The following is a 21,036-nucleotide window of genomic DNA, read 5'->3' as shown; positions in this document are numbered from 1 at the left end:
CGCAGTCTAGACTGGAGTGGTCGGCAAAGCCAAGCGGGTAAATGCGCGGTTGATGAAAGGCACACCAGGCGATTGTTGCCGGGGGCGCATGGCACTACACTGGCCCGTCATCCGATACTCAACAGTTCAGTAATTAAATTTCGTACAAGGATTGCCTCTATGCTGCGCAAACTCTCACTGGCGATAGCCGTGTCTTGTGCGTCCAACGGAGTGGTCTGGGCAGCGGACGTGCCCCCGACAGTGAAGACCGACCTGGTCAGCGTCTACCAGGAAGCGGTGGACAACAACGCCGACCTGGCCGCCGCCCGCGCCGATTACGGCGCCCGCCGCGAAGTGGTGCCACAGGCCCGCGCCGGGTTGCTGCCCAACCTGTCGGCTGGCGCCGAGATGATGAACACCCGCACCAAGCTGGACGAGCCTTCCATCACCTCCAACCGCAGCGGTAACTCATGGAGCGCGACGCTGGCCCAGCCCATCTTCCGCGCCGACCGCTGGTTCCAGTTGCAGGCAGCCGAGGCCGTCAACGAACAGGCGGCGCTGGAGCTGTCGGCCACTGAACAGAACCTGATCCTGCAAACTGCGCAGAACTACTTCGCCGTGCTGCGTGCCCAGGACAACCTGGCCGCCACCAAAGCCGAAGAGGCCGCGTTCAAGCGCCAGCTCGACCAGTCCAACGAGCGTTTCGATGTGGGCCTGTCGGACAAGACCGACGTGCTGCAATCCCAGGCCAGCTACGACACGGCCCGGGCCAACCGGATCATTGCCGAGCGCCAGGTGCAGGATGCCTTTGAAGCACTGGTCACCCTGACCAACCGTGAATACACCTCGATTCAGGGTGTGGTGCATAGCCTGCCGGTGCAGGTGCCAACGCCCAACGACGCCAAGGCCTGGGTCGAAACTGCCGGGCGCCAGAACCTCAACCTGCTGGCCACCAACTACGCGGTGTCCGCCGCTGAAGAAACCCTGCGCCAGCGCAAGGCCGGCCATGCGCCGACCCTGGATGCAGTGGCCAAGTACCAGAAGGGTGACAACGACAGCCTGGGCTTCACCAACCCTTCGCAACTAGGCGTGCGTTACAGCGGCGATGTGGAACAGACCAGCGTGGGCCTGCAACTGAACATTCCGATCTACAGCGGCGGCCTGACCAGCTCGCAGGTACGCGAGGCTTACCAGCGCCTGAGCCAGAGCGAGCAGCAGCGCGAAAGCCTGCGCCGCCAGGTGGTGGAAAACACCCGCAACCTGCACCGCGCGGTGAACACCGACGTGGAACAGGTGCAGGCGCGCAAGCAGTCGATCATCTCCAACCAGAGTGCGCTGGAGGCTACTGAAATCGGCTACCAGGTCGGTACCCGCAACATCGTCGACGTGCTCGATGCCCAGCGCCAGCTGTATACCTCGGTGAGGGATTACAACAACAGCCGCTATGACTACATTCTGGACAACCTGAGCCTGAAGCAAGCGGCGGGTACGTTGAGCCCGCAAGACCTGGCGGACCTCAAGCGTTACCTGAAGCCGGACTACAACCCGGACAAGGACTTCCTGCCACCGGACCTGGCGGCTGCAGCGGCCAAGAACTTCGAGCGCAGGCCTTGAGATAGGTGTTGGACCATTCGCGGGCAAGCCCGCTCCCACAGGGGCTGTGCGGTTTTCTACGTATGCATCAATCCTGTGGGAGCGGGCTTGCCCGCGAAAAAGCCAACACAAAAATCAGCGGATGAGCGCGCCAAGGCCATCAAGCAAGCGCCGCAAAGCGCCCTGATTGGCCCGCATCACCGCCCTACCCGCCTCGCCCATGCGCTGGGCATCCTGCGGCAACTCGACCAGCCGCCGCACCGCCCCGGCCAGCCCGTCGGCATCGTCCACCTGCTGCAACGCCCCCGCCTCACGCAGCATCGCGCTGATTTCAAGGAAGTTGAACACATGCGGCCCCATCAGCACCGGCAACGCCAGCGCTGCCGGCTCCAGCGGGTTGTGCCCACCGGTTGCCACCAGGCTACCGCCGACAAAGGCAATGTCGGCCAGCGCATACAGGAACAACAGCTCACCCATCGTATCGCCAAGCAATACCTGGGTTTGCGCCTCGACGGGCGTGCCAGCAGAACGCCGTACGGTAGCGAATTGCTCGCAGCACAGCACATGTACCGCATTGAATCGCTCGGGATGGCGCGGCACCAGGATCAGCAACGCATCGCCATGCACCTGCAACAACTGCCGGTGCGCCTGCAAAATCAGCGCATCCTCGCCTTCATGGGTACTGGCCGCAATCCACACCGGGCGCTGCTCAGCCCCCCATTGCGCACGCAGCGCCTGGGCGCGCGGAAGCAGTTGCTCATCAATCTTCAGGTCGAACTTGATCGAACCGGTGACCTGCACGCACTCAGCGCGCGCGCCCAAATCACGGAAGCGCTGGGCCTCGGTTTCGGTCTGCACGGCAATCAGGCTCATCTGCGCCAGCATTGGCCGTGTCAGCTTGGCAAAGCGCCCATAGCCACGGGCCGAGCGCTCGGACAAGCGCGCATTGGCCAGCGCCACCGGGATGCCGCGTTTGGCGCACTGGTGAATGTGATTGGGCCACAGCTCGGTTTCCATGATGATGCCCAGCTTGGGCTGCACATGGTCGAGAAAACGCCCGGCCGCCCAGGGCAGGTCGTAGGGCAGGTAGCAATGCTGCACGCGCGGTTCGTCGGCGAACATGGCGCGAATGCGCTCGGAACCGGTCGGCGTCATGCAGGTAAGCGTGATTGGCAGTTCCGGGTAGGCCTTCAGCAAGGCCCGCACCATTGGCGCGGCGGCGATGCTTTCGCCCACCGACACCGCATGCACCCAGATGCCTGCCCTGCGCATGGCCGGCAGCTTGAAGGCAAAGCGCTCGCCGATGCGCTGGCCATAGGCCGGCGCCTTGCGTGCGCGCAGGTACAGGCGCAGCGCAACCAATGGCAGGCCCAGGTGAAACAGCAAGGTATAGAGTGTTCTGTTCATGGCGGCGGAGTTTACCCGATCGCACGCAAGTGCACTGCAAAGCGCTCGGCCAGCCACTGCGCCGCAGGCCCCAGTGGCTCATCACGGCGCCAGGCCAGCTCTGCCACCAGTGCAGGCGGGCGCCACTCGCTGTCCAGCTCGACCATATGCGCCTGATAAGTCGGGTACTGCACCACATGCCGCGGCAACCAGGCCCAGCCCAGGCCGCGCATCAGCAATTCGGCCATGGCGTAGAAGCTGTCGGCACGCCACACCTGCGGGCTGACTGCCTCGCCGCCGGGGTAACCGCTTTGCTGTGGCGTAATGAGGAGTTGCCGGTGGCGGGCCAGTTGCTGGCGGGTGACCCGACCCTCACCTGCAAGCGGATGGCCGACGGCGCACACCGTGACCATCTCCACACTGCCCAAGGCGCGCCGCTCCAGTGATGTCGGCATGCTTTCGTGGTGAAAGAACAGGCCCAGGTCGGCGCGGCGTTCCACCAGCTTGCGCGCCACATCACCTTGCGCACCACTGGCCAGTTGCACCTCCAGATAGGGGTAGCGGCTGGCGAGCTCATCGAGGCTGTCTATCACCGGCTGATAAGGCATGGCTTCGTCCTGCGCCACCCGCAGCAAAGCCTCCTGCCCGCGCATCAACGCAAGGGCGCGGCCATCCAGACGTTCGCACTGTCGCAGCAGTTCGCGGGCATCTTCCAGTAACGCACTGCCGTTCTCGGTCAGCTTAGGCTGCCGGCCACTGCTGCGCTCGAACAGGGTGACCCCCAGGTCGGTTTCAAGCAGGGCAATCGCGCTGCTGATGGCCGACTGCGCCTTGCGCTGCTCCCGGGCCACGGCAGAAAACGAGCGCAGTTCAGCGACGCGCAGGAAGGTGCGCAGTTGCTCAAGGTTCCATTGCTCGGCCATCAACCTATCTCCCCAACTGATAGGTAATGACTTTACCCCATCCAGGTAGGGGCTAGAATGCCCGACCAGTTATCGGAGGATCCTGCCATGAATGCCTACACCTACCTCGCCATCGCCATCTGCGCCGAAGTCATTGCCACCGCTTCGATGAAAGCAGTGAAAGGCCTGAGCACGCCATTGCCGTTGCTGCTGATGGTGGTTGGCTATGGCATCGCGTTCTGGATGCTGACCCTGGTGGTGCGCAGCATTCCGGTGGGCATTGCCTATGCCATCTGGTCGGGGCTGGGGATTGTGCTGATCAGTGTGGCGGCGCTGGTGATCTACGGGCAGAAGCTGGATGTGCCGGCAATGCTGGGGATGGCGATGATCGTGGGTGGGGTGGTGGTGATTCAGCTGTTCTCCAAGACTGCCGGGCACTGAAGCTGCCTGTATACTTGCCAGCTGTCCCAGTCTTCGAGGTACCGCCATGCCATCTGCCATTTCCACTGACGTGCTGATCGTCGGCGCCGGGGTCGCAGGCCTCTGGCTCAATGCCCGCCTGCGCCGCCTGGGGTATTCGACAGTGCTGGTGGAGCGCGCCAGCCTTGGCGGCGAGCAGACCATCAAGTCTCAAGGCATCATTCACGGCGGTACCAAGTACGCCCTGCAAGGCGCCCTCACCGGTGCTTCGGAAGCCATTGCCGACATGCCGCGCCGCTGGCGCGAAGCCTTGAGCGGCAGCGGCGAGCTGAACCTGAGCAACACCCGTCTGCTGTCCGAGGCCCACTACCTGTGGTCGCCAGGCACCCTGGCCGGCAACCTCACCAGCTTCTTCGCGAGCAAGGCCGTGCGCGGCCGGGTCGACCAGGTAAAAGGCGAACAACTGCCGCCGGCCCTGCAAGACCGTGCCTTCAAGGGCAAGGTCTATCGCCTGGCCGAACTGGTCATCGACGTACCCAGCCTGCTGGCCAACCTGGCCGACCTGGCGGGCGACAGCCTGTTGGCCGGGGAACGCATCGAGCCGCTGCGCGAAAGCGACGAACTGGTCGGCCTGCGCGTCGATGGCCGCGACATCCGCGCCCAGCGTATCGTGCTCAGCGCCGGTGCCGGCACCGAGGACCTGCTGCATGCCTTGGGCCTGAAGCAGCCGGCGATGCAAACCCGCCCGCTGCACATGGTCATGGCCAAGGGCCCTGACCTCAAGCCGCTGTATGCGCACTGCCTGGGCGGCGGCCCCAAGCCACGGGTAACAGTCACGACTCACCCGGCTGCTGATGGCCAATGGGTCTGGTACCTGGGCGGCGATCTGGCTGAAGCCGATGGCGTGGCACGTGAGCCGGCAGCACAGATTGCGGCGGCGCAGAAGGAAATAGCCAGCCTGTTGCCATGGGTAGATCAAAGCCAGGTCCGTTGGGCCACCTTGCGCGTCGACCGCGCCGAACCTGCGCAGTCCGGCCTGGTGCGCCCGGACAACGCCTTCCTCGCCGACCAGCAACGCCTGTTGGTGGGCTGGCCGACCAAGCTGGCCTTGGCGCCAGACTTCAGCGACCGGGTCATCAGCCACCTGGAGCGCGACGGCATCCGCCCACAGGCACAAGCCGACCTGGCCGGCCTGCCACGCCCACCGCTGGGTGTTCCTGCCTGGGAGCAACTGCTGCCATGACACTGCCCACCCTGCACGACTTCCATCGCCCGCTGGGCAGCACCGGTTTCAAGGTTTCACCGCTGGGCCTGGGCACCGTCAAACTGGGCCGCGACCAAGGCGTGAAGTACCCCACCGGCTTCACCATCCCCAGTGACGACGAAGCCCGCCTGCTGCTGGCCCAGGCCCGCGAGCTGGGCATCAACCTGATCGACACCGCCCCGGCCTATGGCCGCAGCGAAGAACGCCTGGGCCCCCTGCTGCGCGGCCAACGCAACGAGTGGGTGATCGTGAGCAAGGTCGGTGAAGAATTCGACAACGGCCAGTCGCACTTCGACTTCAGTGCCGCCCACACCCGCCGCTCGGTGGAGCGCAGCCTGCGCCGCCTGGAGACCGACCGCATCGAACTGGTGCTGGTGCATTCCGACGGCAATGACCTGGCAATCCTCGAACAGCAGGAGGTCTACCAGACCCTGGCTGAACTGAAGCAGGAGGGCAAGATCCTCGGCTTCGGCCTGTCCGGCAAGACCGTGGCCGGCGGCCTGAAAGCACTGGAACAGGGCGACTGCGCCATGGTCACCTACAACCTCAACGAGCAGGCAGAACGCCCGGTGCTGGACTACGCTGCCGAACACGGCAAGGCCATCCTGGTAAAGAAGGCCCTGGCCAGTGGACATGTCTGCCTGGCCCCGGGCGTTGACCCGGTGCAGGCCAGCTTCGAACTGCTGTTCGCCCACCCGGGCGTCAGCAGTGCTATCGTCGGCACCATCAACCCGCTGCACCTGGCCCACAATGTGGCCACCGTCGCCCGTATCCTGGGCCAGCATTGAGTTACCCCAGGCCCAAGGGCCTGGCGACTGACCCGACGCAAGGAGGAGCCTCGTGGCGCGAACGCTGATCCGCAAGAACCCGAGCAACTTCAAGACACTGCCGCTGCATGTGGAGGCCACGCCCGATGGGCTGATTTATCAAAGTATCGGCATGCCGCTCAACTTTGCCCAGACCCAGCAGCGGCGCAAGGCCATCCAGCTACCCGACACGCAGCACTTCGTGGCCGAACTGGCCAACCTGGGTGTGTCGGTGCGCCTTACCCTGCATTGGCAAAACCGTGATTACTGGGTGCTGGTGCGCCAGCGCCGGCAAGACCGGGGCGATGTGGTGCTGAAACTGATTTCCGGCTATGTACCGGCACAGGAGCTGAACCTGCCGTTGCACACGGCGGTGCAGGAAGTGGCTGAGGAATGCCTGCTGGAAACCCCGGAAGGCTGGCTGGGCGGGCGCTTCAATGATACCTGGCTGCCCGTGCCGTACGCCGCCGCCCTGCACTATCGCGAAACACCGCACTTCCTGCTGACCCCGCAGTCCGGCGCCGCCCGCCCCGTGCACTGCGGCAACCTGATGCTACTGGAGCGGCCACGGGCCTATGTGCACTTGCCCACCGCCTCGCTGCAACTGATCTACGATATGCGTCTGCAGGTGCCCCGTGAAGCCAAAAAGCTCAGCCTGTTCCACGTCGATGAGCGACTGGAGAGCGGCCAGCTGGTGGCGCGACTCAACCGCAAACGGCCAGACCTGTACCTGATGCCGTTGAAGGACGGCCAACCGCTGGCGGAGCTGTATACGCTGAAGAAGGATGAACTGGTACCGGCGAGTACGCGTGGGCTGTACCTGGCAGAGAGTTTTGCCCGGCAGGAAGGTTGGGTGGTGAAGGACGAGCGAGTGCGCTGGAAGGACTGGGTGAAGCAACAGGGGTTGGTGGAGCCCAAGCCGTTGCGGGCATCGCACTTGCAGCGGTTTGGTGACAAGGCGCGGGCGCTGCTGGAGCGGGCTCGGACCTCATTGCACAAGTGACATCCTGGGGCTGCTTTGCAGCCCTTCGCGGGCAAGCCCGCTCCCACAGGACCTGCACAGTTCTCGAGACCTGCGCTGTACCTGTGGGAGCGGGCTTGCCCGCGAAGGGCCGCAAAGCGGCCCCAATCAATTTTTGCGGATTTTCTCGACAATCGCCGTGGTCGAGCTGTTCTCGACCAGACCCAGCACCTTCACGGTACCGCCATAGGCCTTGACGATATCGGCGCCCACCACCTGGTCGATGCCATAGTCGCCACCCTTGACCAGCACATCCGGCTTGACCTGGCTCAGCAGGTTTTCCGGCGTGCCCTCAGGGAAACTGATCACCCAATCCACCGCCCCCAGGCCGGCCAGAACGGCCATGCGCCGGTCGACGCTGTTGATCGGCCGGCCAGGCCCTTTCAGGCGGCTGACCGAGGCATCGTCGTTGACCGCGACGATCAGGCGATCGCCCTGGGCCCGCGCCTGCTCAAGGTAGGTGACATGCCCGGCGTGAAGAATGTCGAAGCAGCCATTGGTGAAGACGATCTTCTCTTTGTGCGCCCGCGCATCATCGATGGCCAGCAGCAACTGCTCAAGGCCCAGCACACCGCGCTCGGAGCCTTCTTCGCGCTGGATGGCCCGGCGCAGTTCAGGGGCGCTGATCGCAGCCGTACCCAGCTTGCCAACCACGATGCCTGCCGCCAGGTTGGCCAGCGCCACCGCGTGGGGCAGGTCCTCGCCAGCCGCAATGGCCGCCGCAAGGGTGGAGATGACAGTATCACCGGCACCGGTCACATCGAACACTTCGCGCGCCCGCGCCGGCAGGTGCAGCGCTGGCTGCCCCGTGCGCAGCAGGGTCATGCCGTGCTCACCACGGGTAACCAACAAGGCGCCCAGGTCCAGGTCCTGCAGCAGTTGCACGCCTTTGGCAACCAGCTCGGCCTCATCGGCACAACGGCCAACGATGGTCTCGAACTCGCTGAGGTTCGGGGTGATCAGGCTGGCACCGCGGTAGATGGAAAAATCCTTGCCCTTGGGGTCAGCCAGCACCGGAATACCCTTGGCTCGCGCCGCCTGGATCAGGCTCTGGTGGTTTTTCAGTGCGCCCTTGCCGTAGTCGGAAAGGACCAGCACCTTGACGCCTTCAAGCAAGCTGTCGACTTCCGCGCCCAGCGACAGCGGGTCGGTGGCGAACGGCTCTTCGAAATCGATACGCAGCAACTGCTGGTGACGGCTCATGACCCGCAGCTTGACGATGGTCGGCTGATGCGCGATGCGCTGGAACACCGAACGCACACCGGCAGCCTGCAGGCTATTGGCCAGGCTGTCGGCAGCTTCATCCTGGCCGGTGACGCCGATCAGCGACGCCGGCGCGCCCAACGCAGCGATGTTCAAGGCAACGTTGGCCGCACCGCCTGGGCGATCTTCGATCTGATCGACCTTGACCACCGGGACTGGCGCCTCAGGCGAAATACGCGAAGTACCGCCATGCCAGTAGCGGTCGAGCATGACATCGCCGACCACCAGTACCGGGGCTTGATCGAAACGCGGCATGGACAACTTCATGGGCAACCCATATGGAAATAATGAACAGGGGCAGGATATTAGCACAGGGTAGACGACGGCTTTATGGCCAGATCGTCCCCGGAAAATTCCCGTGACAATCGGGGCCGTTAAGGCCCCGATCAGGGAGGACTCAGGTGATATCGGCCTTGACCGGCTCATCCAGGCCCATGGCGTGCAGGCGGGCATAATGGCCATTAGCCGCAAGCAGTTCGGCATGGGTGCCACGCTCCACCAGGCGACCCTGGTCCATGACCAGGATCTGATCGGCCTTCTCGATGGTCGACAGGCGGTGGGCGATCACCAGCGTGGTGCGGCCTTGCATTACATGGTCCAGGGCGGCCTGGATGTGCCGCTCGGACTCGGTATCCAGTGCCGAAGTGGCTTCATCGAGGATCAGCAGCGGTGCGTTTTTCAGCAGCGCCCGGGCAATCGCCAGGCGCTGGCGTTGGCCGCCGGAAAGCAGCACGCCGTTCTCACCCACTTCGGTATCGAAGCCCTTCGGCAACCGGTCGACGAACTCCTTGGCGTAGGCATCGGCTGCAGCGGCTTCGATATCTGCGCGCGGGGCGCCAGCCAGGTCGCCGTAAGCGATGTTATTGGCCACGGTGTCGTTGAACAGGGTGACGTGCTGAGTCACCTGCGAAACATGGCGGCGCAGGTTGCGCAGGCGATAGTTCTCGATTTCCACGCCATCGAGCAGAATTTGCCCTTGGTCGTGGTGATAGAAGCGCGGGATCAGCGCGGCCAGGGTCGACTTGCCGCTGCCGGAACGGCCCACCAGGGCGATCATTTGCCCTGGCTCGGCGACAAAGCTGATGTCGCTTAGCACTTCGCGCTCGGTACCCGGGTAGGTGAAGCTCAGGTTGCGCACTTCCAGGCGCCCTTCCACCCGCTCCTTCTCGACAGTACCGGTGTCCAGCTCAGGCTCTTCGTCCAGTTGCTCGAAGATGCTTTCTGCACCGGCCAGGCCCTTCTGGATGGTCGAGCTGACTTCCGAAAGCTGGCGTATCGGCTTGGGCAGCAGGCCGGCGGCGGTGATATAGGCAACCAGGTCGCCCGCCGTGGACTCACCGCGCAGGAACAGCACCAGGAACATGAGCGCGGCCATGGCGCTGTAGATCACCAGCTGCAGCATCGGCGTGTAGAGCGAGCCGGTCTTGGTCATGCGCAATTGCTTGTCGGTATTGCTCTGGCTGGCCTTGCCGAAACGCTGCTCCTCATAGGCCTCGCCACCGAAGCTGCGCACCACGCGGTAGCCCTGGATGGTTTCCGAGGCAACGTGGGTGACATCACCCATGGCCACCTGGATCTTCTTGCTCTGTTTGCGGAATTTCTTGCTGGCAACGCTGACCATCACCGCAATTACCGGCAGGATGGCGACCATCACCAAGGTCAGGTGCCAGTTCATCCACAGCAGATAGGCGAACAGGAACACCACGGTCAGGCCTTCGCGGATCACCACCTTGATGGCATCGGTCGCCGCGCCGGTGACCATGGTCACGTTGAAGGTAATGCGCGAAATCAGGTGCCCGGAGTTATGGTTGTCGAAATAGCGGTTGGGCAACACCAGCAGCTTGTTGAACAACTCCACCCGCAGGTCATGCACCAGGCACAGGGACACCTTGGCCAGGAAGTAGTTGCCGAGGAACGAACCCAGGCCCTGCCACGCGGCGATCAGGATGATCAGCAGCGGCACCGCCTGCAGCAATTGCAGGTCGCGCAGGTAGGGCACGTTGGGGAACAACACCGCTTCGGGGTTGCTCAGCCCATCGACGAAGTATTTGAGGATGCCCGCCAGCATTGGCTGGGTCGAGGCAAAGATCACGAAACCGACAATGCTCAGCAGGAAAATGCCGACATAGGGTTTCACATAGCTCAGCAGCCGGAAGTAGATCTTCAGGCTGGAGTTGTGCTCCGCCGGTCGCGGTGTTTCGGCCATTATCGAGCTCGCTGTTCAGGTTGAACCGGAAATTTTACCACAGGCGCCATTTTCGGCACGCCCCCATGGCAGCATCATGGCAAGGCCGACAGGCAGCCAGCTGATGAACCACTCGGCGCGCGGCGTACCGGTGAGGCTGGCGGCATCGAACTGCATGGCCAGGGTCGAGTACACCCAGAACCCCAGAAGGATCTTGCCAAACAGCGTGCCGCGCGCACGGACGATTTCGCCCAGGGTGAACAACCACACGATGACCCAGAGCAGCATGCCAGGGATCCCCATTTCCACGGCAACATGGGTGAACATGTTGTGGGTGTGGTCAAAGTGTTTACCCACGGCACTTACGTCGTAGGGAGCCCCCAGCCCCAGGCCGGTCCAGGGGTGTGCGGCAATCATATCGATGACGGCATTGAAGATTTCCGGCCGATAGGACGAGCCGCGCTTGGCGATCAGGTCGTATACGACGAAGAACGCCAGGCCGGTGGCAACCAGCGCCAGGATGGAAAACACCTGGCTGTGGCGATCGCGGAACCACAGCGGCGCGATCACCACGGTGATCACCAGGGCCAGAATCGCCCCGCGGCTCTGGCTGAGCATGGCAAACGCGCCCAGACAGACCAGCGCCGCCAGCCATAACAGCTGCAGACCACGCTGGCGCGGCGGGTCGTACAGCAAGAAGAGCACCGCCGAGCCAATGACATAAGCCCCCAGAATCGGGTGCGAGATCTCGCCAATGCCTGCCAGACGGGCCAGCAACGATTTGCCCTGCAAACCGTAGAAATTGATGATCGAGACCAGCGCAGCGACGGCCAACAGGCTGCTGCCAAGCAGCAACAGCTGACGAATGCGGGCCCTGCCTTGCTGCGCCAGCAGCGGGAATGCCAGCAGGAATACCAGAATGTAGACAAGGCGCTTGATCTCGCGCCCTGGGTCTTCTGCGGGCGACCAGGCCAGGCTCAGCCCGCACCACGCCAACAACAGCAGCACACTCACCCACAGCGCCGGCTGGCGCCTCCAGGCTTGCACCAGCACTTCACGGGCAGACCACGCCAGTACCAGCGTTGGCAGCCACAAAAACAACACCAGCCCCTGCTGGTAAACCTTGTTGCTCGGTGCCAGGGCAATTGCTGCCAGGAACCAGACCAGACCCAAACCTAACCAGGCCCGTGCCCAGTTTTTTTGATACAACATCCTTTCCCCCGATGAATCAAAGACACCATCCATGGTGCAACAGCATTATTTTCGGCATTATTGCCGGTCATTTTGCTCGCCAGACGACAAGGCTCTATTCATGCAATGCTCCCGGCTCACCCAGGTCGACTTCGATCAGCTGACACAAGGCGCACAGGTGCTTGAGGCAGACAGCCATGGCGCCAAAGTCTACCTGCTCAAGGATGGAAATTTCCTCAAGGTTTTTCGTAGGAAGCGGCTGATTTCATCTGCACTGTTGCGCCCCTACTCGCAGCGCTTCGTCGATAACGCCGCGCGCCTGGCGCAACTGGGCATCCCTACGCTCGAGGTGATCAGCCAGCACAAGCTCGACCTGCCAGGCCGTACCGCCGTGCTGTATCGCCCGCTGCCCGGGCGTACCCTGCTGCAAATGTCGCGCGATGAAGGGTTCAGCTGGGATACCTACCTGCCGCAGCTGATTCAGCTGGTTCGCCAGCTGCACCACAGTGGCGTGTACTTCCGCTCGCTGCACCTGGGCAACGTGGTGGTTACCCCCGACCAGCGCCTGGGCCTGATCGACGTGGCCGACATGCGTTTCCTGCGCCCACCGTTGTCGGCACGCATGATTCGTCGCAATGTGCAGCACATGGTGCGCTATATCGAGCGGGAGAACCTGGGTGACCGGTTCCCCCTCGCTGCGTTCGAGGCGGCCCTGCTGGCACGCTGAACGTCATTTGCGCAGCAAGCTCTGCGAGCCATTGCAGAAGGCCTGCCAGGCTTGCTCCGGCGCCAGCGCCTGACGCTGCCGGGCGGCTACCGCCTGGGGGCTGAGGGACGTGCATCGTTCGATTGCTTCGGCCCATGCCCCTTCATCGGCTACCGGCAGGTAACCGCCGGTATCCTGCAACTGTTCGCGAAACACTTGCAGGTCGCTGCACACCACCGGCACGTCGGCCATGACCGCCTCCTGCACCACCAGCCCCAGGCCTTCAGAGCGAGAAGGCACCAGTAGCCAATCGAACGCCCGATACAACTGCTGCAGGTCTTCACGGTGACCGCACAGGTGAACGCGCGCGGCCAGGCCCAGTACATCGATACGCTCTTGCAGCACGGCGTGCAGAGGACCTTCGCCAATAATGGCCAACTGCAGGTCCGGCTGATGTGTGCTGGCCCGGGCAAACGCCTCGATCAGCATCTCGAAGCCTTTGCTTTCCACCAACCGCCCTACCGCGCCCAGCATCACCCCGCTCGCAGCAGGCAACTGCAGCGCCTGCCTGGCCCTGTCACGGCTCAACAACGGCTCGACGAACGCTAACGGGTCAAGCGCCATGCGCAGGGTCTGCACCGGCCTGCCCAAGTCGTGCTCCAGCGATTCGGCCAGTGTATGCGATACCGCTGCGATGCTCAGGCGCTCGGCGGGGAACATACGCAACAAGCGTACATCGCTACTGTTCAGGCGCGTCTTGCCATGGAACAGCACCTTTGCCCGCACCTGAGGGCTGTTCTGCAACAGCGGTAGCACCAGCCGCGCGACACCAATACCGTCGAGCAGCACGACCTCGGCCTTGGCCTCGGCAAGCGCCTTGCGCAAACGCAAGCGCAACCAGGGCCGCAACAGGCGCCACAGGTGCCGCCCTTTCAGCGCACGCAGTGGCATGTGCCACTCCCGGGTCGAGCCAAGCCCGCAACACAACCCGCTTCCCAGCAGCAACCAGTTACTGATCCGGGCATCGGTACCTGCGTGCGACAGCACTTGGCGATGCACCTTGTGGATGGACATGTACGGCGTTCCACCCGCCCACATCATATTGACGATGTTCATGGGCCCTCTCCCGCTCATGTCAGGTGGGACAGCGACTTCATTGAACAAAAAGGGTGATACCCATGCCGATCAAGGCACCCGTCACCAGCGTCAATGCCAGTTTGATCCGATCACGTTGACGGCGTTTGGCCTTGCGCTCCACTTCGATGGGCAAGGTCACGTGATTACCGAATCCAGTGTGCAATACTGCATCACCCTCCAAGGTGACCGCTGTCAGATTTAACTCAGCGTAGCGTCGGGAAAGCGCCTTCTCTCCAGCATAGGCGGCAAATGGCGCGCAGCGCTGGTAATCACTCAAACGCCGCAGACCGGGGTTGAGCGAAAACGCCTGCCATTCAGCCTTGTCGGACAGCAGCGGGTAGCAAGGCACACCCGCGATCACCTGCCGATCGCCCAAGTGGATGTAAGGGCTGTGGATGGCCAGGTCGTGAGCATGGCTGCGCAGCCACACCTGCAACAGGTTGGGGCTCACATCCAGAATGGCCCGCGAGTCTTCGACAAAGCCTTGGCGATAGAAATGCCAGTCGTCCTCGCAGTGGAAGATGTACGGCGTCTTGACGTGGCTGTAGGCCAGGTCGATAGACGGCAACTGGCCAAGCTTGGGCCGGTTGACGAACACCTTGCAGTACGGTTTCCAGTGCTCTGGCACAGCGGCATGCACAGCATCGTCACCGGAATCTTCGGTGATGAATACCTCGCGAATGGGCGCGGTGTTGTAGCGGTCGAAACTCTCAAGGGTATCTTTGAGCAGATCGAACCGCCCACAACTGGTCACGACGAGCGTGACGTCACTCTCATTTGAAAAGCGCACCGGACTCCCTCCGCATTGCGACAAACGGCCTTCAACAACCCGCTCCTGGGCGTGAAAGCTCTTATTTAGATGCCCAGCTTCAGGCGCAGCCGCTGCCATGCAGACAATGGCGGGTGGGGCCTGAGCGCCGGGCGCATGTGGTCGACGATGCTACGTCCAACTGCGGCGAAACTGAAACGGGAAACCGCCAGATGGCGACCATTTTCTGCAATCTGCCGGGCCAGTTCAGGGTCTGCCCGCAAACGGCGGAGCTTTTCCTGAAGGGTCGGGATGTTGTCATAGAACACCACGTTGTGCATGTCCTGCAGGCCCAGCGCGCGGTTCTCTTCTTCGCCCTGGTCGTATGCCAGCAATACACAGCCACAAGCCATGGCTTCGAAATTCTTGATCATGTATTCGCCCATGCCGACGTCGGCACTGACGAAGAAACGGATACGGTTGAGCGTGTTGCAGTAGTCTTCGCCCGACTTGGTACGGGTGACCAGCAGGTTCTCGACCTGCCCCAATTCGTCCAGCAGCGCCTTGCGGCCGCTGTAGGCCACGCTGTTGACACTGCCGACGAAGGCCAGTTCGATGTCGCGCTCACGCCCTTGATCGGCCAGCAACTGCTCGTCATAGCCCTTGGGCACGAATACCGCATCGAAGCCTTCCTGGCGCAGGCGTTCGCTGACCATGTAACCCGAGCTGATGACCCGCGCCCATGGCAGCTGCCGGTAATGGGCGCTGAACTTGCCGGTGTACTTGCACGGGATGTAGTTCTGGTAGGCGTCGTGCTCGAGGATGACCAGGTTCGGCACGGTGCGGATGAAGGCCACCTGGCGAATCTCCTGCTTGAAGCGCAGGAAGAACACGATGCGGTCATAGCGCTCGACCTGCACTTCACGCTTGAAATAGCGGCGCAGGTTGCGCTGGTCATCGCTGCTCAGCCAGCGCAGGTCGCACTCGCAGTTGGCCGCGACGCCGTCGTACAGGCGGTCGAGAATAGCCCGCTGTTCCTTCTGTACCAGAAATAGGACTTTCATAACGTTCCTTGGGCGCTCTGCGCCATCGCGGTCAACCATGGGGCGTGCTTACAGTTCACGCCGCCAGAACAGTTCGTGCCTGCGCACGGCCTTGCGGAAGAACTCGTTCTCCCCGTAAGGCGAGGGCTGCCGCCCGGCCAGCCAGCGTTGCAGCAGGCGGCGCAAGCGGCGCTTGAAGGGGGCCGGCGGCTGCAAGTCGTGCATCATGCCCAGGGCCATGGCCTTGTCGCGCTGCGTGGCCAGATCCAGCACCAGGCTGCAGGGTGCCCAAGCCTGCGCTGCGCTCAACTGCGGCGGCAAGGCCACGCCGTCGCCACTGTCGCCCATCGGCCAACGGTCGTTGTCGTGCAGGTGATTGGCGTAGCACAACAAGGTTTGCGGCTGCCAGGCCACGCCTTGCAGGGCCTCCAGCACGGCTGCCTGCGCGCAGATGTGGTCGGGGTGCGGGTCGAGCTGCGGGTGCGGCATCACCAATACTTCAGGCTTGGCCATTTCCAGCAAGGCCCGCAGGTCGGCCAGCAGGTTGTGCCAGGTTGGCGCGCCATCGCGGTCGGCCGGCAGCGGGAACGGGTTGAACTGGCGGAACACACGGATATCGGCCAGATCGGCTTCACGGGAAGCAGCCTGCAGATCGGGCGCGGCCTGCATGGCAGGCAGTTGCAGGCAGAAGTAACCCAGCTGCACACAACGTGACTCCGGCACACCCGCCCAGCGCGGCACGGCGATGCTGTCCCAGGCACGCAAGCGGCCCTTCAGGCGGGCGGCCTCGGCTTGTTCCAGGCCCATCTGCTGGTAGTGTTCGGCTTCGATTTCGCCAGCTGTCAGGGTGACCACCCAGGTTTCGTCGGCCTGGCTGTAGAGGCCATATGCGGCCAGCTCGGCGTCATCGGCGTGCGGCGCGATCACCATCACCCGGCGCCGTTGCAACTCGACAGCGGGGGTTATCCACAGGCGCAGCTGGCCTTGCAGCCGACAATGGCGACCGCGCAGGCGCAAGGTACCCGCTTGCAAGGGCACGGCCAAGCCGGTCAGGTTGAGAAACCGCACGCCATCAACACCACGCTCGAACGTTTGCCGGTCAGCCTGCTCAGCAGCGCCCAGCTCTACCCGAGGGTCGAGAAACCGCCCCAGCCAGGTGCTTTTTACCTGCAGCTCAAGCATGAGGGTTTCGTCACCCTGCAGCACGCAATCGGCCTGGAGCTGGCCATCGCGCAGGCTGGCAGGCACTTCCCGCGCCTGTTCACCGAAGTCGTAGGCGTAGTCCTCGCCCGGGGCATAGAACAGATGGTCGGCAAACCAGGCTTCGTGAGCCGCCCAGACCAGCGGCAGCAGCAGCAATGGCAGCCACCACCAGCTGAAAACACCCAAGGCGAGCAACGCAACCAGGCCCACCAGCAAGCCCAGGCGCTTGTTGCGCCGGTGGCGCTTGAGCAACTGCTGCTTGCGGCTCACGCCTGGTACACCGGCACAGGGTTGCACCAGCGGTCCTTGTACTCGCGGTCGGCACGGCCGAACGAGAACCGCAGCGGCTTGTTGCGCGCACGGGCGTCTTCCCAGGCGGCCTGGGTATTGAGGAAGCTCAGCACACTGCCCGGGCTGAAAGCCTTGGTTTCAGGGTCTACGCCGCCATTGATGTACTCGACGCTGATCCATTCCGGCGCTTCAACGCGGTACACCAGCTGAATGGCAATCGGCTTGCCATCCAGCAGCAGTACCGAGCCGATCAGCAGCGCTTGCAGGCGCTCCAGCACCTGGGCCATGTGCTCGGCACCAGTGGCCGGGAAGCCCCAGCGGCGCTGGAACAGGTCGCAGTACATGCTGGCGATTTCCTGCGCACTGAAGTCGCTGATCGGGCGTACCACGCCACCTGCTTCTTCCAGCAGGCGCAGTTCGCGGCGCTGGTTGTAGCGGAACTTCTTCGACAGGTCTTCAGGGGCGCGGGCCATGGCCAGCTGTTCCTTCTGCGCCTTGAGGCCGCTGAAGCGGCCCTGGTTCAGATCGGACAGGTAGCGCGCGGCATGGCGCAGCGGTGCAGCAGCATCGGCTGCCGCCGGCAGGATGATTTCGGCATTGCCCAGATCGAACAGGGCTTTCTTGCCGGCACGTTTGAGCACATCCTTGGACAGCGCCAGGTGACGCCCCCAGGTCGGGATGGCGGCCTTCAGCTCACCCGCCTGATGCCAGCCCAGGTATCGCACCGGGATCTGTGCCAGGTCTGCCAGCTGTTCGACCACCAGCGGATGAGTGGCAACACTGCCACCAAAGCGCGCCCATGCCTCGGCATAGGCCTTGGTGTCTATAACTTGCCAACCACGTTCGCGGAAGGCCTGGATTCGATTGAGCATCAAGCCTGCCCCACCAGCGCGCTTACCTGCGGCAACTGCCAGAAGGCCTCACGCACCGCTTGGTCAGAGAAACGTTCACGCAGACGCTGCAGCATGTGCTCGGCACAGGCCTGACGCTGCTCGCCGTCCAGCACAGCCAGATGCTTCAGCCCCTGCGCCAACTGTGCAGCATCGCCCAGCGGGAACAGCACACCCACACCCTCGACCACTTCGCGAGCCCCGCCGCACGCCGTGGCGAGCACCGGCACACCGGCGACCATGGCTTCGAGCAGGACCATGCCGAACGGTTCATGGTCAGAGCTCAGGGCAAACACGTCGAACGCCTGGAAATAGCGCCGTGCATCCGGTATCTGGCCCAGGAAGTCCACCTGCCCGGCAATGCCCAGCTCGGCGGCCTGGGCCTTGAGCTTGGCCTCCAACCGGCCCTTGCCGAGAATCGCCAAACGGGCGCCGGCTGGCAGCACTGGCAACGCCTGAGCAAAACCACGCAACAGGGTCGCCTGGTCCTTGTCCGGGTGCAGGCGCCCGACATTCCCGACGATCCATGCCTGTGCATCCAGGCCCAGGGCCTGGCGTGCTTCGGCGCGCGGCACCAGTGCCGCTTGCAGGGCGTCGATATCAATGCGGTTGTACAGGGTCTGGATGCGGTCGGCCGGCCACTGCGGCAGGCAGCGGCGCATATCGTCACGCACGGCGTCCGACACGCCCAGCAGGCTCAGGCGCTTGCTGAACAGGTTGGCGAACAGCCGGCGGCCTTTGCGCTCGTAGTCGCCAAAGGCATGGTGCACGCCAATCACCGGCAGGCCGGTACCCAGCAGAGCCACATAGATCGGCTTGAAGCGGTGGGCAATGCAGAACGCGAAATTGCGCTCGGCCGCGATCCGCCGCAAGGCACGGATGGCGCCGAGCTTCAGGCCACGCACGGCCTTGGAGCTGAATTCCAGAAACAGCACCTCGTCCGACGCGCAGCCCGCCGCTACCTGCGGGTCGGCAGCGCCGGTGAGGAACACCGTGGTGACCTGGTAGCCACGCCCCTGGAACAGGCTGGCGTACTGACGGGCGCAATCCAGGAAAGGCCCGTCATAGCCATGGCAGAACTGCAGGATACGCGGTTCAGAGCGGCTGGTCATAGGCGGCAGCGCCGTCCTTCACGACCAAGATGTCTTCCATGATCAGGTACTGCAGGTCCGAGCCGAAGAACATGTTCAGGGCATCGGTCGGCGAGCAGATCATCGGTTCGCCACGGCGGTTGAGCGAGGTGTTCAGCGACACGCCGTTGCCGGTCAGGTCTTCCAGCGCCTTCATCATGTCGTAGTAGCGTGGGTTGTACTCACGCTTGAGCACCTGGGCACGCGAAGTACCGTCCTCGTGGACCACTTCCGGCACACGGGTTTTCCACTCTTCAGCCACTTCGAAGGTGAAGGTCATGAACGGCGCAGGGTGGTCGACCTTGATCATCTGCGGGGCGACGGTGTCGAGCATCGACGGGCAGAAAGGTCTCCAGCGTTCGCGGAACTTGATCTGGTGGTTGATGCGGTCAGCCACGCCTTCAACGCTCGGGCAGCCAATGATCGAACGGCCACCAAGGGCACGCGGGCCGAACTCCATGCGGCCCTGGAACCAGGCCACCGGGTTGCCGTCGACCATGATCTGGGCGATTTGCTGAGGCATGTTCTCCAGCTTGCGCCACTTCGGCTGGTTCGGGTGACGGGCGCAGGCCGCGATCACGTCTTCGTTGGAGTACGACGGGCCGAGGTAGACGTGCTCCATCTTCTCGACCGGTACGCCACGGGCGTGGGAAACATAGGCCGCGGCGCCAACGGCAGTACCGGCGTCGCCAGAGGCCGGCTGGACGAACAGCTCTTTCACGTCCGGGCGGGCGATGATCTTCTGGTTCAGCTTCACGTTCAGCGCGCAGCCGCCAGCGAAGGCCAGCTTGCCGGTTTCACGCAGGGTGTCGCCCAGGTAGTGGTCGATCATCTGCAGCGCCAGTTTCTCGAACAGCGCCTGCATGCTGGCCGCGTAATGAATGTACGGCTCGTCGGCGATGTCGCCTTCGCGCTTGGGGCCCAGCCATTCGATCAGCTTCGGCGAGAAGTAGAAGCCCTTGCCCTTCTCTTTATAGCGGCGCAGGCCGATAACGTTGGCATACTCGGTGTTGATCACCAGTTCGCCGTTTTCGAAGCTGGCCAGGCGCGAGAAATCGTACTTGCTGGCGTCGCCATACGGCGCCATGCCCATGACCTTGAATTCACCGTCAAGCATCTCGAAGCCGAGAAACTCGGTGATCGCGCCGTACAGGCCCCCCAGGGAGTCCGGGTCGAAGAACTCCTTGATCTTGTGGATCTTGCCGTTCTCGCCGTAGCCAAAGAAGGTGGTGGCGTATTCGCCTTTACCGTCGATGCCGAGGATGGCGGTTTTTTCCTTGAAGCCCGAGCAGTGGTAGGCACTGGAGGCATGGGCCAGGTGGTGCTCGACCGGCTCGATCTTGACCTTTTTCGGGTCGAAGCCCAGCTGCTCCAGGCACCAGACGATCTTCTTGCGGTAGCGTTTGTAGCGACGGTTGCCCATCAGGATGGCGTCGAGGGCACGATCCGGGGCGTACCAATAGCGCTTGGCATAGTGCCAGCGCGCCTTGCCGAACAGGCTGATCGGGGCGAACGGGATGGCTACCACGTCGACGTCGGACGGCTTGATGCCTGCCTGCTCCAGGCAGAACTTCGCCGACTCGTAGGGCATGCGGTTCTTCGCATGCTTGTCACGCACGAAGCGCTCTTCTTCGGCGGCGGCAATCAGCTTGCCGTCAATGTACAGGGCCGCGGAAGGGTCATGGCTAAGGGCGCCGGACAGGCCAAGGATCGTCAATGCCAAGGGATTAGCCTCTTCATTCGGTAAAAATGCGCCAGCGGCCTCTTGGGCGGGTGGCGGCTAAAGGGCGGGATTATAACGCAAAGATCAGCAGAGGCACTGCATTAACCTGCGGGAGCGGGCTTGCCCGCGAAGCAGGCGCCGCGATGCATGGCACC

Annotated in this window: 18 protein-coding genes; 6 read left to right on the top strand and 12 right to left on the bottom strand. The window is 63.3% G+C overall.

Annotation, left to right across the window (positions count from 1 at the left end):
• The first annotated feature begins 159 nt into the window (after nt 1-159).
• On the top strand, nt 160-1,593 hold the full coding sequence (locus tag ACF8MI_RS20935; protein WP_060500335.1) for a TolC family outer membrane protein: 1,434 nt from the start codon (nt 160-162) through the stop codon (nt 1,591-1,593).
• Between the two features lie 114 nt (nt 1,594-1,707).
• Here ACF8MI_RS20935 and waaA read toward each other — a convergent pair whose 3' ends face one another.
• Both waaA and ACF8MI_RS20925 read right to left on the bottom strand, forming a co-directional pair.
• A complete protein-coding gene (gene waaA, locus ACF8MI_RS20930) occupies nt 1,708-2,979 on the bottom strand; it encodes a lipid IV(A) 3-deoxy-D-manno-octulosonic acid transferase (protein ID WP_060500332.1) in 1,272 nt (423 codons plus the stop codon).
• Nucleotides 2,980-2,990: 11 nt separating this feature from the next.
• Complete coding sequence (locus ACF8MI_RS20925) at nt 2,991-3,881, bottom strand: LysR family transcriptional regulator (protein WP_104833853.1); 891 nt, start codon at nt 3,879-3,881, stop codon at nt 2,991-2,993.
• An 87-nt stretch (nt 3,882-3,968) separates the two neighbouring features.
• Here ACF8MI_RS20925 and ACF8MI_RS20920 point away from each other — a divergent pair, with 87 nt between their 5' ends.
• Genes ACF8MI_RS20920 through ACF8MI_RS20905 form a run of 4 tightly spaced genes read left to right on the top strand, consistent with a single transcriptional unit; the run spans nt 3,969 to nt 7,353 of the window.
• The gene (locus tag ACF8MI_RS20920) at nt 3,969-4,301 is read left to right on the top strand and encodes a multidrug efflux SMR transporter (protein ID WP_008095055.1); all 333 of its coding nucleotides are present in this window, start codon (nt 3,969-3,971) and stop codon (nt 4,299-4,301) included.
• Between the two features lie 46 nt (nt 4,302-4,347).
• Nucleotides 4,348-5,523: an FAD-binding oxidoreductase gene (locus ACF8MI_RS20915; RefSeq protein WP_060500328.1), complete on the top strand. Its 1,176-nt coding sequence runs from the start codon at nt 4,348-4,350 to the stop codon at nt 5,521-5,523.
• Nucleotides 5,520-6,332, top strand: coding sequence for an aldo/keto reductase (locus ACF8MI_RS20910; protein ID WP_060500326.1), 813 nt, complete (start codon nt 5,520-5,522; stop codon nt 6,330-6,332). The genes ACF8MI_RS20915 and ACF8MI_RS20910 overlap by 4 nt, the downstream gene beginning before the upstream one ends.
• Nucleotides 6,333-6,384: 52 nt before the next feature.
• On the top strand, nt 6,385-7,353 hold the full coding sequence (locus ACF8MI_RS20905; protein ID WP_060500324.1) for a hypothetical protein: 969 nt from the start codon (nt 6,385-6,387) through the stop codon (nt 7,351-7,353).
• A gap of 126 nt (nt 7,354-7,479) precedes the next feature.
• Here ACF8MI_RS20905 and hldE read toward each other — a convergent pair whose 3' ends face one another.
• The 3 genes from hldE to ACF8MI_RS20890 all read right to left on the bottom strand — a co-directional run bounded on the left by hldE (nt 7,480) and on the right by ACF8MI_RS20890 (nt 12,031).
• On the bottom strand, nt 7,480-8,901 hold the full coding sequence (gene hldE / locus ACF8MI_RS20900) for a bifunctional D-glycero-beta-D-manno-heptose-7-phosphate kinase/D-glycero-beta-D-manno-heptose 1-phosphate adenylyltransferase HldE (protein WP_019097686.1): 1,422 nt from the start codon (nt 8,899-8,901) through the stop codon (nt 7,480-7,482).
• A gap of 130 nt (nt 8,902-9,031) precedes the next feature.
• Nucleotides 9,032-10,840: a lipid A export permease/ATP-binding protein MsbA gene (gene msbA, locus ACF8MI_RS20895; protein WP_060500321.1), complete on the bottom strand. Its 1,809-nt coding sequence runs from the start codon at nt 10,838-10,840 to the stop codon at nt 9,032-9,034.
• Nucleotides 10,841-10,855: 15 nt separating this feature from the next.
• Nucleotides 10,856-12,031 carry an O-antigen ligase gene (locus ACF8MI_RS20890; protein ID WP_060500319.1) on the bottom strand — a complete coding sequence of 392 codons (1,176 nt, stop codon included), beginning with the start codon at nt 12,029-12,031 and terminating at the stop codon, nt 10,856-10,858.
• 100 nt (nt 12,032-12,131) lie between these two features.
• Here ACF8MI_RS20890 and ACF8MI_RS20885 point away from each other — a divergent pair, with 100 nt between their 5' ends.
• A complete protein-coding gene (locus ACF8MI_RS20885) occupies nt 12,132-12,737 on the top strand; it encodes a hypothetical protein (protein ID WP_016712356.1) in 606 nt (201 codons plus the stop codon).
• 3 nt (nt 12,738-12,740) lie between these two features.
• Here ACF8MI_RS20885 and ACF8MI_RS20880 read toward each other — a convergent pair whose 3' ends face one another.
• The 7 genes from ACF8MI_RS20880 to ACF8MI_RS20850 form a co-directional block, all read right to left on the bottom strand.
• A complete protein-coding gene (locus tag ACF8MI_RS20880; protein ID WP_060500317.1) occupies nt 12,741-13,832 on the bottom strand; it encodes a glycosyltransferase in 1,092 nt (363 codons plus the stop codon).
• 37 nt (nt 13,833-13,869) lie between these two features.
• Nucleotides 13,870-14,643: a glycosyltransferase family 2 protein gene (locus ACF8MI_RS20875; protein ID WP_104833849.1), complete on the bottom strand. Its 774-nt coding sequence runs from the start codon at nt 14,641-14,643 to the stop codon at nt 13,870-13,872.
• A gap of 65 nt (nt 14,644-14,708) precedes the next feature.
• Nucleotides 14,709-15,665, bottom strand: coding sequence for a glycosyltransferase (locus ACF8MI_RS20870; protein ID WP_019097680.1), 957 nt, complete (start codon nt 15,663-15,665; stop codon nt 14,709-14,711).
• A 48-nt stretch (nt 15,666-15,713) separates the two neighbouring features.
• Nucleotides 15,714-17,117 (bottom strand): PIG-L deacetylase family protein, encoded by a 1,404-nt coding sequence (locus ACF8MI_RS20865; RefSeq protein WP_060500311.1) that lies wholly within the window; start codon nt 17,115-17,117, stop codon nt 15,714-15,716.
• Nucleotides 17,114-18,010: an antimicrobial resistance protein Mig-14 gene (locus ACF8MI_RS20860; RefSeq protein ID WP_060500308.1), complete on the bottom strand. Its 897-nt coding sequence runs from the start codon at nt 18,008-18,010 to the stop codon at nt 17,114-17,116. The genes ACF8MI_RS20865 and ACF8MI_RS20860 overlap by 4 nt, the downstream gene beginning before the upstream one ends.
• The gene (locus ACF8MI_RS20855) at nt 18,010-19,140 is read right to left on the bottom strand and encodes a glycosyltransferase (RefSeq protein ID WP_060500306.1); all 1,131 of its coding nucleotides are present in this window, start codon (nt 19,138-19,140) and stop codon (nt 18,010-18,012) included. Before ACF8MI_RS20855 ends, ACF8MI_RS20860 begins: the two co-directional genes overlap by 1 nt.
• A complete protein-coding gene (locus ACF8MI_RS20850) occupies nt 19,124-20,881 on the bottom strand; it encodes a carbamoyltransferase (protein WP_016712363.1) in 1,758 nt (585 codons plus the stop codon). The genes ACF8MI_RS20855 and ACF8MI_RS20850 overlap by 17 nt, the downstream gene beginning before the upstream one ends.
• Nucleotides 20,882-21,036 lie beyond the last annotated feature (155 nt).

Origin of the sequence: Pseudomonas sp. yb_9, assembly GCF_043103635.1 — a bacterium.
GTDB classification, from domain to species: Bacteria; Pseudomonadota; Gammaproteobacteria; order Pseudomonadales; family Pseudomonadaceae; genus Aquipseudomonas; species Aquipseudomonas monteilii.
This window is presented reverse-complemented; position numbering and strand designations above follow the sequence as displayed.

Excerpts from the sequence above, each read along its gene's own strand:
- ACF8MI_RS20855 (WP_060500306.1), bottom strand. The coding sequence starts at position 19,140 with ATGACCAGCCGCTCTGAACCGCGTATCCTGCAGTTCTGCCATGGCTAT.
- msbA (WP_060500321.1), bottom strand. The coding sequence starts at position 10,840 with ATGGCCGAAACACCGCGACCGGCGGAGCACAACTCCAGCCTGAAGATC.
- ACF8MI_RS20910 (WP_060500326.1), top strand. The coding sequence starts at position 5,520 with ATGACACTGCCCACCCTGCACGACTTCCATCGCCCGCTGGGCAGCACC.
- waaA (WP_060500332.1), bottom strand. The coding sequence starts at position 2,979 with ATGAACAGAACACTCTATACCTTGCTGTTTCACCTGGGCCTGCCATTG.
- ACF8MI_RS20915 (WP_060500328.1), top strand. The coding sequence starts at position 4,348 with ATGCCATCTGCCATTTCCACTGACGTGCTGATCGTCGGCGCCGGGGTC.
- ACF8MI_RS20860 (WP_060500308.1), bottom strand. The coding sequence starts at position 18,010 with ATGCTCAATCGAATCCAGGCCTTCCGCGAACGTGGTTGGCAAGTTATA.
- hldE (WP_019097686.1), bottom strand. The coding sequence starts at position 8,901 with ATGAAGTTGTCCATGCCGCGTTTCGATCAAGCCCCGGTACTGGTGGTC.
- ACF8MI_RS20870 (WP_019097680.1), bottom strand. The coding sequence starts at position 15,665 with ATGAAAGTCCTATTTCTGGTACAGAAGGAACAGCGGGCTATTCTCGAC.
- ACF8MI_RS20880 (WP_060500317.1), bottom strand. The coding sequence starts at position 13,832 with ATGAACATCGTCAATATGATGTGGGCGGGTGGAACGCCGTACATGTCC.
- ACF8MI_RS20925 (WP_104833853.1), bottom strand. The coding sequence starts at position 3,881 with ATGGCCGAGCAATGGAACCTTGAGCAACTGCGCACCTTCCTGCGCGTC.
- ACF8MI_RS20885 (WP_016712356.1), top strand. The coding sequence starts at position 12,132 with ATGCAATGCTCCCGGCTCACCCAGGTCGACTTCGATCAGCTGACACAA.
- ACF8MI_RS20890 (WP_060500319.1), bottom strand. The coding sequence starts at position 12,031 with ATGTTGTATCAAAAAAACTGGGCACGGGCCTGGTTAGGTTTGGGTCTG.
- ACF8MI_RS20920 (WP_008095055.1), top strand. The coding sequence starts at position 3,969 with ATGAATGCCTACACCTACCTCGCCATCGCCATCTGCGCCGAAGTCATT.
- ACF8MI_RS20935 (WP_060500335.1), top strand. The coding sequence starts at position 160 with ATGCTGCGCAAACTCTCACTGGCGATAGCCGTGTCTTGTGCGTCCAAC.